Source organism: Achromobacter deleyi (genome assembly GCF_016127315.1).
Classification (GTDB): Bacteria; Pseudomonadota; Gammaproteobacteria; order Burkholderiales; family Burkholderiaceae_B; genus Achromobacter; species Achromobacter insuavis_A.
The window spans coordinates 2,397,186-2,409,919 of record NZ_CP065997.1; the positions used below are offsets into that span (position 1 = coordinate 2,397,186).

Genomic DNA, 12,734 nt, shown 5'->3' on the forward strand with positions numbered 1-12,734 from the left:
TATCCTTGCGTCACTCCCATGACTGCAGCAGCGAGGACGATGTGCCTACCTCTGGAATGACGGTCCGCGCGCCGTCCTGGCGCTATTTTCCCGTGGCCCTGGCCCTGGTGCTGCCCGTGCTCGCGTGCGTGGCCTGGACCTGGCTGCATGCCCAGCGCAGCGAACGCGCCGATGCCGCCGTCGCGGCCCAGATCGTGCGGGTCCAGACCGAGCAGATCCTGGCCCGCGCCCTGGATATCCTGCCGCGCGTCACCGACCTGTCGGCCAGGTCCTGTGAAGAGGCGCGTTCCGACCTGTACCGCTGGGGCACGCTCAATCCCTATTTCCGTTCGCTGCTGCTGGTCAATCACACGCACATCTATTGCTCGTCCGCGTTGGGCGAAGTGGACTACGACTCGGGCGTGTTCCAGCGCTGGCCAGTCGGCATCTCGCCGACGCAATGGTTCCTCAGCGTGTCCGGCACGCCGCTGGCGCCGGACCGGCCCGCGCTGCTGCTGGGCATGGCCGGCGAAAACGGCCATGGCGGCGCGGTGGTGGTGGATGGCCGCTACATCCAGGATGTCTTGAACGCGGTCTCGTCGCTCGGGACCTACCAGTTGGAGGTGACGCTGGGCAACGGCGCGCCGATCCACAACGACGGCTGGTCGGCGGCCGGGCTGGAGCAGATGGGCGGATCGGCGATGTCGATCGCCGGCCGCGGCGAGCTGGCCATCAAGGTCATGGCGCCGCCCGAAGCGGTGGTGCGCGCCTGGCAGCAGCTGCTGATGGCGTATCTGCCGGTGGCCCTGCTGTGCGGCGCGCTGCTGGCGCTGGGCGCGTATCGGTTGCAGGCCAACCGGCAGTCGTTCAAGGAGCAGCTGCGGCGGGCGATGGCGGCCGACGAGTTCCACGTCGAGTACCAGCCGGTGTACGGCAACCGCACCGGCCGCTGCGAGGGCGCCGAGGCCCTGATGCGCTGGACCCGCCCGGGCGTGGGCCCGGTGCGGCCCGACATCTTCATCGCGGCGGCCGAAGCCGAGAACATGATCGTGCCGCTGACGCAGCACCTGCTCAAGCTGATCCAGCGCGACATGCAGGGCTGGGCCACGCCGCCGGATTTCCACATCGCCGTGAACGTGGCGCCGGAACACCTTTCCTGCCCCGCGCTGGTGGAGGACGTGCAGGCCTTCCGCGGCGCCATCCGGCCGTCGCTGATGGTGCTGGAGATCACCGAGCGCAGCCTGATCTCGGACAGCGGCCAGGCCCGCAGGAACATCGAGACGCTGCGCGAACAGGGCGTGTTCGTGGCCATCGATGACTTCGGCACGGGGCATTGCTCGCTGTCGTACCTGCAGAAATTCCCGGTCGACTATCTCAAGATCGACAAGGGGTTCGTGCAGGCCATTGAGCCCGGTGGCGAGGAAACGCCGGTGCTCGACGTGATCATCACGCTGTCGCATCGGCTGGGCTTGGCGGTGGTGGCCGAAGGCGTCGAGATGCCGGAGCAGTTCACCTACCTGACTGCGCGCGGCGTGGCCTATATCCAGGGCTATCTGTTCGCGCGGCCGATGCGCTCGGCCGACTTCGTCCGCTGGTATGCCGAGAACGCGGCGCGGCCGCCCGTGGCGCAAGCGACCGCCGGCTGAGGCCGCGCCAGCGAGAAAAGCAGCAGCGCGACCAGCAGCGAGGCCAGCGCGAGGGCAAGCCGCATGATTTACCTCGTGGGATAAAAAATTATTGTTCTACGATAATTTGTTGCTACACTACAGCAACTTTCTGACCCTCGCAACGTGTTCTGGAGACCCCCGTGGCCGCCGCGCTGACCCCCCCTACCGCCCAGCAGAAGCCCGCCGCCAGGCCGGCGCGCAACCGGCTTGAACGCATCCGCGGCCTGTCCCGCTGGATGCGCGGCCTGCTCATCGCCGCGGCGGTGCTGCTGGTCGCCGCGATGATCGGCATGTGGTTCTTCACTTCCGAGGCGGTGCTGGCCCGCGCCATCTATTCGTTCCTGGGCGTCACGCCGTCGCCGCAGGCCGCCGAGAGCGACGCGCTGCGCATCGGCCTGGCGCCGACGCTGAACGCGCCGCGCCTGCAACTGGGCTTTGGCTATCGGGTGCTGGGCTTCGCGTTGTTCGGCGTGCTCGCCGGCCTGGCGCTGCGCGGCATCGCGCACGCTTATGCCATGTTCACGGACTTCGGCCGCGGCGACGTGCTCACGGTCGCCACCGCGCGCCGGCTGCGCGGCATCGCCGCGCTGGTCACGGCCTTCAGCCTGGCGGTGCCGGTGCTGAAGACGGTGCTGGTGTTGGCCCTGACCCTGGCCAACGGGCCGGGCGGGCGCCACATGCTGATCGATATCGACGTCAGCGACATCCTGCTGGCCCTGCTCGGCGGGCTGCTGTTCTCGCTGGCCTGGGCCATGGAAGAGGCGGCCCAGGTTGCCGAGGAAAACCGAGGGTTCATCTGATGGCGATCGTCGTGCGGCTGGATGTGATGCTGGCGCAGCGCAAGATGAAGGCGCGCCAGCTGGCCCAGGAAATCGGCATCACCGAGCCGAACCTGTCGTTACTCAAGTCGGGCAAGGTGAAGGGCATGCGCTTCGACACGCTGGAACGCATCTGCGAAGTGCTGCAATGCCAGCCCGGCGACCTGCTCGAGTACCAGCCGGGCGGGCCGTCGGACGACGCCGACCCGGACTGACCTGCTCTCCCATTTTCCTGTCACCCGACGCGCGGGTTCCACCCGCGCGCCGGCTTCCCACGTCCCTTTGATGGATGCCTGTCGTCATGCCCGTCCTCTTCGCGATTCCCCGCGCCGCGCGGCGCGCCGTGTTCCTGCTGGCCTGTGCCGCGCCCTTGGCCGCCTGCGCGCCCACCGCACTGGCGCCCGGCGCCGCCGCCAATGTGCGCATCACCCATAACGAGCCCGGCAAGGAGTGCGCGTTCCTGGGCGATGTCACCGGCAGCCAGGGCAACTTCCTGGCGGGGGCGATCACCTCCAACGCCGACCTGGAGACGGGCGCGCGCAACGACCTGAAGAACCGCGCGGCGGCGCTGGGCGGCAATGTGGTCTACCTGCTGACGCAGCGCGCCGGCCAGACGGGCGGCAAGGACCATCAGGAACAGACCAACGTCACCCTGTCGGGCAACGTCTATCGTTGTGGTTAGCGCGTAGGGGAGGCGGCGGGCGCGTTCAATGGTCGCGCCGAGGGCGGCCTCAGCCGGCCTTGGCCTGCGGCGTGGCCTTGGCGAAGAACAGCTCGGTGATCGACTGGCTGTCCAGCGCCTCGCCGTTGATGGCGCGCGTCAGCAGCTCGGCTCCGAGCAACTGCACCGAGAACACCAGGTCCGGCTGCACCCGGCGGATCTTCTCCAGGTGTTTGCTGGTGTTGACCAGGGCCACGGTCTTGGCGCCCTCGTCGCCGGTGGCCTCCTTGGCGGCCAGCACGATGAAGGCGTTTTCGGCGTCGTCCTCGCGCAGCGCCAGCACGTAGCGCGCGCGGGCGATGCCCGCGCTGCGCAGCACCTCGACGCTGGACGGGTCGCCTTCGATCAGGTCGGTGGCGGCCGGGTACTCCTGCGGGGTGCCGGCCGGCACGATGACCGTGACCTCATCGCCTCGGCGGCGCAGGCCGTCGTAGACGCTCATGGCCAGGGGCGTGGCGCCAGCGATGATGATGTGGTTCTTTCTCATGGCGTTGGAAAACCGGCCCTTGACCAGCCGTTTCAGGTTGCCGCCGATCACCGGGCCGGCGATCGCGCTGATGGAGGTGGCGAAGACGGTGATGCCAAGAATGATAATCGACGCGGTGAACAGGCGCGCCGCGTTGCTGTGCGGCGTGATGTCGCCATAGCCCACCGTCGACATCGAGACGATCGAGAAATACAGCGCGGTGGCCGCGTCCTTGATCGGCGGATTGAATTCCTCGCCCATGTAGAGCGTGCCGAAGACCGCGTAGATCAGCAGCGACACCATGCTGACCAGCGCGAACAGCGAGCCCGCGGTGACGCTGGCGCGGTCGAAGCGGCGCCAGTACGCGATCAGCGCGACCACCAGCACCAGGGTATAGATGCCCAGCCCGGCGCGGCCGCCGTCGCCCAGGATGGCGAAGGTGCCGATGCCGATCAGCAGCACCAGCGAGAAGGCCCAGGCGATGCGCGCCTTCAGGATCAGCCCGAGCGCGATGATCTGCAGGCCCACGCCCAGCACCAGCCGGGGGATCTCCAGCAGGCCGACCACCTGCATCACGTCATGCCAGTTGTCGAGCGCGAGCCAGAAGGAATACTCGCGGGCGCGCACTTCGCGTAGCACCGGATGCATGAAGGCATACCCGTCCAGCGCCACCAGGATGGCGAGGCACCAGTTGGGCGGAACGAGGGCGATGGCGCGGCGCAATTGGCGCGCGGCGCGGGTCAGCGGAGAGGGCATGGCGGGGCGTCCTTTGGCAGCATTCTATCGGCCCTCGCGCAGGGCTTGCTATATCCAATATGTATAGAAGGCTATCAACAAAGAATTACTTGAATTGCGGCCGACGTCCTAAACTTCCTTCATCACGCGGCTATCCGAAAGGAACGCCGCTGATACGGGCGACAAGCCCGCCAGCTGCAAGGGCGGACGAAATCCCCGGGCGTTAATCACGCTGCAGCTTGGGCGGGGACTAGAGACCCCAACCGGGCTCACGGCTAGCCCGTGCGTGAGTTGTACGAGGCACGAATGTTGGAATCGCGTGATCTAGGTAGAAGGCATCAGTGCCGGCTGATGACTCCAGGCTCACGTGTTGTTTTAGCGCGGCGTCTTACCTTCGGGGCAGCGCCGCGTTTTTTTCGCCTGGCGCCAGCCTCCTGGCCCGTAGCGTATCAGTAAGAGGGCGCGTTCGCATCCAGCGTATAGCGGCGCCAGTCTCCCTGTCCTTCCGGACGACCTTCCTCTCCCCCCTCCCGCGGTTCCAGTTCCAGCGTGATATCCGCCGCGAACATATAGCCCCAGCCATGCACGGCGCGGATCGGCAACGTCATGTGATTGGCGGCCGCCTTGCGCCGCAGGCGGCTGATCATCACGTCGACGAAGCGGCGCCGCGTGATGGCGCCGTCGGCGTCCTCGGCGCCATCCGGGTAGAACGCATCGCGGCTGACCTTGCGGTCCGGCGCGTTGACCAGCCGGGTCAGGAAATCGCGTTCGCCCGTGGTCAGGCCGAGGCTGTAGCCCCGCGGACTGATCAGCGTCCAGCCCTTGTTGACCAGCCGCCAGGCCTCCTGCTGCGGTTCGTCGGCCGCGCCGTCGGCCATCTGGTCGGACATGTCCAGGCCCACCGCGCGCCGCACCAGCGCCTGCAGCACGGCCGCCAGTTCCAGCCCGGTGACATCGGGCGGCAGGCAGGCATCGGCGCCACAGAGCAGCGTGCGGATGCGGTTCTCTTCGTTGCCGAAGGGCGCGATGGCGACGATGCCCAGGCCGCGGTCGATGGCGCGCAGCCGCACCGCGGCATTGTGGATGTCGGGCAACGGCGCTTCCAGGATGATCAATGGACTGGGGCGGCGGGAATAGCGGTCGTAGACGTCGGCCAGGTCATGGCAGCGGCGCACGCTGAATCCGAGGTGGGACAAGGCTTCGACCAGCCGGGCGTGCCTGGCGTCTTCCAGGCCGAGAAAGATGACATCCAGCGTGTTGTTCATGGATGCCCGCCTGCGCCTGCGTTGCGTGTCATGCCCCTCTCCCTCTGCTGCGCCATGATGTGGCGGCATCTGGCGATGTTGTCTGGTGGCGGGCGAAGGTCTGAACTGTTGATCCGTGCCGGGGCCACGGCCCGCTGAGGCTACGGTCGGGGTCTGGGACGGCGCTTGGCTCGAGCGCGTTGCGCCCAGGCCGCCGATGATCCGATTCCGCATGGAAGTCACGCCCGTGTTTCATTTAAACACGGGCGTGTTTTTTTGTGAAGATACGTTTCTGTAGTTTCTGCTGGTAACACGGGCCTCGCCGCATATCCGCCCGAAGCACTTGAAACGCTGTTTGTTTATGCGGTTGCGACAATAAAATATTAAGTATTACCGATACATTATTTTCTATTTTTAATCGCCGAATGCCCATAAACTCGGGCCGGCCTTAATGCCCGGCCTGACGCCTGCGGACCTTGGAGGAGGGAGGCAGGGCCGGGCCCGACGCGTGCGCGCAAACCGATGATAGCAAGGGGTTTTTTCAATTCCCCGCAGGTCCCGGCGCCGGCCGGGGGCGGCGCGCCGACACGGGCCGAGGAGGGCGCCGCGATTTACGGATTAGCCCAGGAATTGGGGTGTAATCCGTTTATTTGACGGCAGTATTGAGATGTTTTAATCAAATAAATAAATTCATATTAATGTCTCAGGTTGATCGATTGGACACGTTTAGCCATCGTCTGCGCAATGCAAGAATGCTTCAGGGATGGACACAGAAAGACTTGGCAGTCGCGAGCAACCTGTCGCAAAGCGCTATCGGCAACTATGAGAGCGGCCAACGTCTGCAGCCTTCCAGCGACGCGCTCATCAAGCTGACCCGGGCACTGCGGGTCAATCCCATGTGGCTCAGCACCGGCGAAGGGCCGATGCTCAACCCTGGTTATGCCGAGCCCGCCACGAATGCGGGCAACCATCCCGAGCAGCCGCCCTGGCCGTTCGAGACGGTGTCGTACGCCACCTATGCGCGCCTGAGCCAGCAGGAAAAGCGCCAGATCGAACAGGTGCTGGCGGCCTACATCAAGGCGCGCGGCGAATAGTCCCCACCGCGGTGGATGCGGCTCGTTGCCGCGGCGCCTTCCTGCGCGCCGCCTCGGGCGCGGCCTCCGCTTGCGCCGGTGGCGGCGCCGTGCGCAGGCGCCGGCGCAGGCGTTCCACCGGATCGGCGATCAGGCTGTTGAGCAACGCGGCCAAGCCGATACAGCCCGCCACCACCAGGGCCGTGAACATGGCCGGCTGGCGCAGTTGGGTGCCGTCGAGCAGCCAGCCGAAGAACAGGATGACCAGCGCGTGGCAGATGTAGATCGGGTAACTCAGCTCGCCGATGATCTTGTCCAGCCGGTGGCGCGACTGGAACAGGAAGGCCAGTGGCAGCAGCGCCGCGAACAGCAGCACCGCCAGTGCGTCGCGCAGCGTGTGCGGCAGGCCGATGGAAAAATGGACCAGCGCGTACAGCGTCAGCAGGCCGGTGCCCAGTTCGGGCAGCCAGGCGACGCGGCGGCTCCACGCCTGCCAGCGCGGCAGCAGCACCTGGTGCGACAGGGATCCGGCCAGGAACAGCGCCAGTTCGGTGGGGAAAAAGCGGTAGGTCCAGGGGTCGCTCAGGCCGATGCCGCTGGCGATCAGCACCGCGCGCAGCGCCAGCGATGCCACCAGCAGGACCAGCAGGCGCCGCGGCGAATGCAGCACGAAGGGGGCAATCAGGTAGAAACTCATCTCGACGCCCAGCGTCCAGGCCTGCGGCACCAGCAGGCCCTGGTACAGCGGCACGTCGCTGCGGGCGAAGCTGCCGGTGAAGGCCAGCGCGCCGTGGTCGATGCCGAAGAACATCAGCCAGTCCTGCCCCAGGATCACCAGGTTCGACAGCGCCAGGAACAGCGTGGCGGCCAGCGGCAGTCCGTCATAGACGCGCCAGAACGCGTCGCCGCCGGCGGCGTAGGCCAGCAGCGTCAGCGCGGCCACGGCCAGGTAGACCGGGTACAGGCGCAGCGCGCGGTTGGCGTAGAACCGCCCGGGCGCGCCGCGGTAGTGGTCGGTGGCCGTCAGCACATAGGAGATCAGGAAGCCCGAGATCACGTAGAAAAGCTGCACCGCCAGGCGCCCGCCCACCAGCCAGTCGGTCGTGCCGCCGCCCAGATGGTCCAGGACCACGGACAGTGCCAGCAAAGTTCTCAGCATGCCCATCGCCGTGTCTCCGGAAAGGATGGATCTGCCCGGTTCCGCGGCCGGTCTGCGCCGGCGGGGCGGAAGGGGTCAGTCGATTCTGCGCGTGGCGCGGGCGCGCCGCCATGCGGCATTCGATGCAGCCCCCCCTGCGCGCGGCGTAACGCGTCCCGGGCGGCGTGCAGCTTTCGGATTCGGCTGTCGGGGGGAGGCACGGGACGTGCGGGTCCCATGGCGGTTACAGTCGGGGGTGTGTCCTTTCAGGAGTGCTGTCCATGTTTACTTCCCTGTCTTCGCGTTGCCGGCTGCTCGGCATCGGGGTGCTGGCCGTGGCGCTGGCCGGCTGCGCCGGGTCGACCGGGGGCGCGCGCGCCCAGGGCGCCGCGGCCGCCAACGCGGCCAGCAGCGCCGACTCGCTGGCCCAGACCAGCTGGGAACTGGTGCGCTGGACACGCGCCGGCGGCGCCCTGCGCGACATTCCGCATGGCGACAACGGCGAGCCGATCCGCCTGACCTTCCTGGCGCAGGGCAAGCTGTACCGCGCCGAGGGTTTCTCGGGCTGCAACGAATACAAGGGCACGTACAAATTGCAGGCCGGCAAGCTGTCCATCGACGCGCCCGCCTCCACCCGCATGGCCTGCGTGCCGGCCCCGCGCGCCGAGCTGGAAAACGACTATCTGCGCGGCCTGACCGCGATCGACACGTTCACGCTGGACAGCGGCGGCGCGCCGCGCCACCTGACCTTCAACCTGCGCGGCGGCGACGTGCTGGAATTCGAGCGCCGCCAGGATCCGCCCACGCCCTGAGCGCGCGCGGGCCAGGTGTTTCAGTCTGTTTGGCGCGCGCGGCCGGCGGCCGCGCCGCGCCTACAATGGGCGCTGCCCGAGCCCCCCGGCAAGCGTGCCGGCGGCGGGCCGTCTTTGTTTCTTGCGGGAGAGTTCCATGGCCTTGTCCACTTCCTGGCGCTGGATCGCGCCGTGCGCCCTGGCGTTGACGTTGGCGGCCTGCGCATCCCCGCCGCGCACCGCGGACGGGCGCGACCCGCGCTTTCAGCCGGCCGCGGCCTCGGACGTGCTGGCGCAGACCAGCTGGGACCTGGCGCGCTGGACCCGTCCGGGCGGCGCGCTGCGCTCGATCCCGCACCCGTCCTCGGGCTCGCGCCCGCTCACCATCGGCTTCATCCATGACCAGGGCGCCACGCGCGCCACGGGCTTCGCCGGCTGCAACACCTACAGCGCGCCCTACACGGTGGCCAACGGCCAGCTGATCATCCAGTCCAACCCGGTGGCGACGATGATGGCCTGCGCGCCCGTGAGCATGCAGCTCGAACAGGAATTCCTGGCCGGGCTGACGCGCATCACGGCCACCTCGTTCGACAACACCAACAATCCGCAGCGCATGACCTGGGCGCTCAGCAACGGCGATACGCTCGATTTCGGCCGCCGCACCGACCCCGTCGCGGGCGGGCAGGTGGGGCCGACCAAGCTGGTCTACGTCAATGCCGAACGCGTGCCGTGCAACGCCGGCGCCGGCCGCGCCATGTGCTACCAGGTGCGCGACAGCGCGGCGCAGCCGTGGCAGCTCTGGTATGGCGACATCACCGGCTTCAATTTCCAGCCGGGCATCCGCTACCGCCTGCGGGTGGTGGAGGTCCGCGATCCCAATCCGCCCGCCGACGCCTCGGGGCTGCGCTGGGTGCTGGATACGGTGGTGGAACAGGAAATCGTGCGACGCTGAGCCGCCGCGCGCCGGGGCGCGCTTGACCTGCGGCAAGCGGGCGGCGCGGCCCAGCGTTTACTATTACGGCCTTCGCCGTTCCACGCCCCGCTTTGCCATGTCTTCCGTCGTCAATATCGCCGCCTACAAATTCGTCTCGCTGGACGCGCTGCCCGAACTGCGCGCCCGGCTGCTGGCCGAGGCCGGCGCGGCCGGCCTGAAAGGCACCATCCTGCTGGCCGGGGAAGGCATCAACCTGTTCCTGGCGGGCGCGGCCGACGGCATCGACGCCTTCCTGCGCGATCTGCGCGGCGACGCCCGCTTCGCCGACCTGGAAGTGAAGTTCAGCCACAGCGCGCAGGTGCCGTTCCGCAAGCTGCTGGTGAAGATCAAGCGCGAGATCATCCGCATGGACCACCCGACGATCCGGCCCGAGGCCGGCCGCGCGCCGGGCGTGGATGCGCAGACGCTGGCGCGCTGGCTGGCGCAGGGCGCCGACGACAATGGCCGTCCGGTGGTCATGCTGGACACGCGCAACGCCTTTGAAGTCGACGAGGGCACGTTCCGCGACGCCATCGACTGGCGCATCGACCGCTTCACGCAGTTCCCGGCGGCCGTGCAGTCGCACCGCGCCGAGCTGGAAGGCAAGACCGTGGTCAGCTTCTGCACCGGCGGCATCCGCTGCGAGAAGGCCGCGATCTACATGAACGAGGCCGGCATCGAAAACGTCTATCAGCTCGACGGCGGCATCCTCAAGTACTTCGAGGAAACCGGCGGGCCGGGGTTCGACGGCAAGTGCTTCGTGTTCGACGAACGTATTTCCCTCGATCCGGCGCTGACCCCGAGCCAGGACTGATCGCGCACGGGCTTTGGTCGTGCCTTCCGCTGCCGCACCATCGCCACGATGCAAAAAACCCGCCGATCGGCGGGTTTTTTGCATGGCGCGGGGAGCGGATCGGGCGATCAGCGCACGCGCATGCCCGGCTTGGCGCCGGGGAACGGCTCCAGCACGTAGATGCCGGCGTCGACCGCCTCGTCGGCGTGGCTGGCGGCCAGCACCATGCCTTCCGAGACGCCGAACTTCATCTTGCGTGGCGCCAGGTTGGCGACCATGACGGTCAGCTTGCCGATCAGGTCCTCGGGCTTGTAGGCCGACTTGATGCCGGAGAAGACGTTGCGGTGGCGGCCTTCGCCCACGTCCAGCGTCAGGCGCAGCAGCTTGGTCGAGCCTTCGACGTGTTCGCAGTTGACGATCTGCGCGATGCGCAGGTCGACGCGGGCGAAGTCGTCGATCGAGATGGTCTCGGCCAGCGGCTCGCCGCCGGGGATCACGGCGGGGGCGGTGGGCGGCTCGAACAGGTCTTCCAGCATCTGCGGCTCGACGCGCTGCATCAGGTGCTTGAACGGCGCCACGCGCTGTGGCAGCACCGCGGCGTCGGCCCAAGTGAAGTCGGCGTCGGCGGCGAACAGCTCGCGCGCGACACGCTCGGCCAGTGCAGGAAGCACCGGTGCCAACATGACGGACAGTGCTTTGAAACCCGCTAGCGAACGTGAGCAGATGTCTTGCAGTTTGGCTTTCTGTTCAACGCTAGCGGTTGCGATGCCTTTGGCCAGTACCCAAGGTTGATCAGCGTCGAACACCTGATTGAGTTGATCGGCGAAAGCCATGATCTGACGAATGGCTCGGTTGTATTCGCGCTCTTCAAACCATTTCTGAATCAGTTCGGCTTCGAGCTTCCAATTTTCAGTCAAAGGCGTGGTGTCGCCGATATAGGCCAGTTGACCATCGAAGTGCTTGGTAATGAAACCCGCTGCGCGGCTGGCGATGTTGACGTACTTGCCGACCAGGTCGCTGTTGACGCGGGCGATGAAGTCCTCGGGGTTGAAGTCCATGTCTTCGACCCGGGCGTTCAGCTTGGCGGCGATGTAGTAGCGCATCCACTCGGCGTTCATGCCGAGTTCCAGGTAACGCAGCGGCGAGATGCCGGTGCCGCGGCTCTTGGACATCTTTTCACCGCTGACGGTGATGAAGCCGTGCACGTTGACCGCGTCCGGCGTCTTGCGGCCGGCGAACTTCAGCATCGCGGGCCAGAACAGCGCGTGGAAGTAGACGATGTCCTTGCCGATGAAGTGGACCTGCTCGGTGTTGCCGGCCGGGTCCAGCAGGGCGTCGAAGTCCAGGCCGCGCACGGCGCAGTACGACTTCAGCGAGGCCAGGTAGCCCACCGGCGCGTCCAGCCAGACGTAGAAGTACTTGCCCGGCGCGTCCGGGATCTCGATGCCGAAGTAGGGCGCGTCGCGCGAGATGTCCCAGTCGCCCAGCTTGGCTTCGCCGTCCTCGGCGCCCAGCCATTCGCGGGTCTTGGCCAGCATCTCGGGCTGCAGGTGCTTGCCGCCGTTGGCGTTGCTGCCGGTGGTCCATTGCTGCAGGAATTCGACGCAGCGCGGGTCCGACAGCTTGAAGAAGAAGTGGTCGGACGACTTCAGCACCGGCGTGGCGCCGGTCAGGGCCGAGTACGGGTTGATCAGTTCGGTGGGCGCGTAGACGGCGCCGCAGACCTCGCAGGAATCGCCGTACTGGTCCTTGGCGTGGCACTTGGGGCATTCGCCCTTGATGTAGCGGTCGGCCAGGAACATGCCCTTGACCGGGTCGTAGAACTGCTCGACGGAGCGGGTCTCGATCAGGTCCTGCGCCTTGAGCGCGCGGTAGATGTCCTGCGACAGCGCCACGTTCTCGGGCGAGTCGGTGGTGTGCCAGTGGTCGAAACGGATGTGGAAGCCGTTCAGGTACTGCGGGCGCTCGGCGGCGTAGCGCGCCACCAGCGCCTGCGGCGTGATGCCTTCTTTCTCGGCCTTCAGCATGATCGGCGCGCCGTGCGCGTCGTCGGCCCCCACGAAGTGCACCGTGTGGCCCGCCATTCGCATCGAACGAACCCAGATGTCGGCCTGGATGTACTCCATGATGTGGCCGATGTGGAAGGATCCGTTGGCGTAGGGCAGCGCAGTGGTGACAAAGAGGGTGCGAGACATGGTTGTCGGTCGAGGTTGAGGGGAAAAATGGGTTGGCCGGCCATTTTAGGGCAATGGCGGCGATGCGCCCGCGGCGGCGGGCGGCGGGCCCTTGAAACGACACAACCCGCCGGTCGCGCACGGGGGCGCCAGGCGGGTTGG

Annotated in this window: 12 protein-coding genes; 8 read left to right on the forward strand and 4 right to left on the reverse strand. The window is 67.2% G+C overall.

Annotated features, from left to right (window positions below; all coding sequences use genetic code 11):
- The first annotated feature begins 41 nt into the window (after positions 1 to 41).
- The 4 genes from I6I07_RS10820 to I6I07_RS10835 all read left to right on the forward strand — a co-directional run bounded on the left by I6I07_RS10820 (position 42) and on the right by I6I07_RS10835 (position 3,146).
- Positions 42 to 1,625 carry an EAL domain-containing protein gene (locus I6I07_RS10820; protein WP_332840434.1) on the forward strand — a complete coding sequence of 528 codons (1,584 nt, stop codon included), beginning with the start codon at positions 42 to 44 and terminating at the stop codon, positions 1,623 to 1,625.
- 161 nt (positions 1,626 to 1,786) lie between these two features.
- Positions 1,787 to 2,446, forward strand: a complete 660-nt coding sequence (locus tag I6I07_RS10825) for a hypothetical protein (protein WP_198486629.1) — start codon at positions 1,787 to 1,789, stop codon at positions 2,444 to 2,446.
- Positions 2,446 to 2,679, forward strand: coding sequence for a helix-turn-helix domain-containing protein (locus I6I07_RS10830; protein WP_198486630.1), 234 nt, complete (start codon positions 2,446 to 2,448; stop codon positions 2,677 to 2,679). The genes I6I07_RS10825 and I6I07_RS10830 overlap by 1 nt, the downstream gene beginning before the upstream one ends.
- An 86-nt stretch (positions 2,680 to 2,765) precedes the next feature.
- A complete protein-coding gene (locus I6I07_RS10835) occupies positions 2,766 to 3,146 on the forward strand; it encodes a DUF4156 domain-containing protein (protein WP_006391448.1) in 381 nt (126 codons plus the stop codon).
- A 49-nt stretch (positions 3,147 to 3,195) separates the two neighbouring features.
- Here I6I07_RS10835 and kch read toward each other — a convergent pair whose 3' ends face one another.
- Together kch and I6I07_RS10845 are read right to left on the reverse strand one after the other, a co-directional pair.
- The gene (kch, locus tag I6I07_RS10840; RefSeq protein WP_198486631.1) at positions 3,196 to 4,407 is read right to left on the reverse strand and encodes a voltage-gated potassium channel protein; all 1,212 of its coding nucleotides are present in this window, start codon (positions 4,405 to 4,407) and stop codon (positions 3,196 to 3,198) included.
- A gap of 428 nt (positions 4,408 to 4,835) precedes the next feature.
- On the reverse strand, positions 4,836 to 5,651 hold the full coding sequence (locus I6I07_RS10845; RefSeq protein WP_061073261.1) for a response regulator transcription factor: 816 nt from the start codon (positions 5,649 to 5,651) through the stop codon (positions 4,836 to 4,838).
- Between the two features lie 731 nt (positions 5,652 to 6,382).
- On the opposite strand from I6I07_RS10845, the gene I6I07_RS10850 reads away from it, so the two are divergent.
- Entirely contained in the window at positions 6,383 to 6,724 is a 342-nt protein-coding gene (locus I6I07_RS10850; RefSeq protein ID WP_232626035.1) for a helix-turn-helix domain-containing protein, read from the forward strand.
- On the opposite strand, the gene I6I07_RS10855 is transcribed toward I6I07_RS10850, so the two are convergent.
- Positions 6,705 to 7,862, reverse strand: coding sequence for an acyltransferase (locus I6I07_RS10855; RefSeq protein WP_332840435.1), 1,158 nt, complete (start codon positions 7,860 to 7,862; stop codon positions 6,705 to 6,707). The genes I6I07_RS10850 and I6I07_RS10855 overlap by 20 nt on opposite strands.
- Positions 7,863 to 8,122: 260 nt before the next feature.
- Here I6I07_RS10855 and I6I07_RS10860 point away from each other — a divergent pair, with 260 nt between their 5' ends.
- The 3 genes from I6I07_RS10860 to I6I07_RS10870 all read left to right on the forward strand — a co-directional run bounded on the left by I6I07_RS10860 (position 8,123) and on the right by I6I07_RS10870 (position 10,419).
- A complete protein-coding gene (locus I6I07_RS10860) occupies positions 8,123 to 8,653 on the forward strand; it encodes an META domain-containing protein (protein WP_054487664.1) in 531 nt (176 codons plus the stop codon).
- Positions 8,654 to 8,789: 136 nt separating this feature from the next.
- Positions 8,790 to 9,584 (forward strand): META and DUF4377 domain-containing protein, encoded by a 795-nt coding sequence (locus I6I07_RS10865; protein WP_198486634.1) that lies wholly within the window; start codon positions 8,790 to 8,792, stop codon positions 9,582 to 9,584.
- Between the two features lie 97 nt (positions 9,585 to 9,681).
- Complete coding sequence (locus tag I6I07_RS10870; protein WP_198486635.1) at positions 9,682 to 10,419, forward strand: sulfurtransferase; 738 nt, start codon at positions 9,682 to 9,684, stop codon at positions 10,417 to 10,419.
- Positions 10,420 to 10,526: 107 nt separating this feature from the next.
- On the opposite strand, the gene metG is transcribed toward I6I07_RS10870, so the two are convergent.
- Entirely contained in the window at positions 10,527 to 12,593 is a 2,067-nt protein-coding gene (metG, locus tag I6I07_RS10875) for a methionine--tRNA ligase (protein WP_198486636.1), read from the reverse strand.
- Between the last annotated feature and the right edge of the window lie 141 nt (positions 12,594 to 12,734).

Bases quoted from the DNA above. Each gene is read 5' to 3' on its own strand.
- I6I07_RS10830 (WP_198486630.1), top strand. From the start codon at position 2,446: ATGGCGATCGTCGTGCGGCTGGATGTGATGCTGGCGCAGCGCAAGATG.
- I6I07_RS10850 (WP_232626035.1), top strand. From the start codon at position 6,383: ATGCTTCAGGGATGGACACAGAAAGACTTGGCAGTCGCGAGCAACCTG.
- I6I07_RS10855 (WP_332840435.1), bottom strand. From the start codon at position 7,862: ATGCTGAGAACTTTGCTGGCACTGTCCGTGGTCCTGGACCATCTGGGC.
- I6I07_RS10865 (WP_198486634.1), top strand. From the start codon at position 8,790: ATGGCCTTGTCCACTTCCTGGCGCTGGATCGCGCCGTGCGCCCTGGCG.
- I6I07_RS10860 (WP_054487664.1), top strand. From the start codon at position 8,123: ATGTTTACTTCCCTGTCTTCGCGTTGCCGGCTGCTCGGCATCGGGGTG.
- metG (WP_198486636.1), bottom strand. From the start codon at position 12,593: ATGTCTCGCACCCTCTTTGTCACCACTGCGCTGCCCTACGCCAACGGA.
- I6I07_RS10845 (WP_061073261.1), bottom strand. From the start codon at position 5,651: ATGAACAACACGCTGGATGTCATCTTTCTCGGCCTGGAAGACGCCAGG.
- I6I07_RS10870 (WP_198486635.1), top strand. From the start codon at position 9,682: ATGTCTTCCGTCGTCAATATCGCCGCCTACAAATTCGTCTCGCTGGAC.
- kch (WP_198486631.1), bottom strand. From the start codon at position 4,407: ATGCCCTCTCCGCTGACCCGCGCCGCGCGCCAATTGCGCCGCGCCATC.
- I6I07_RS10835 (WP_006391448.1), top strand. From the start codon at position 2,766: ATGCCCGTCCTCTTCGCGATTCCCCGCGCCGCGCGGCGCGCCGTGTTC.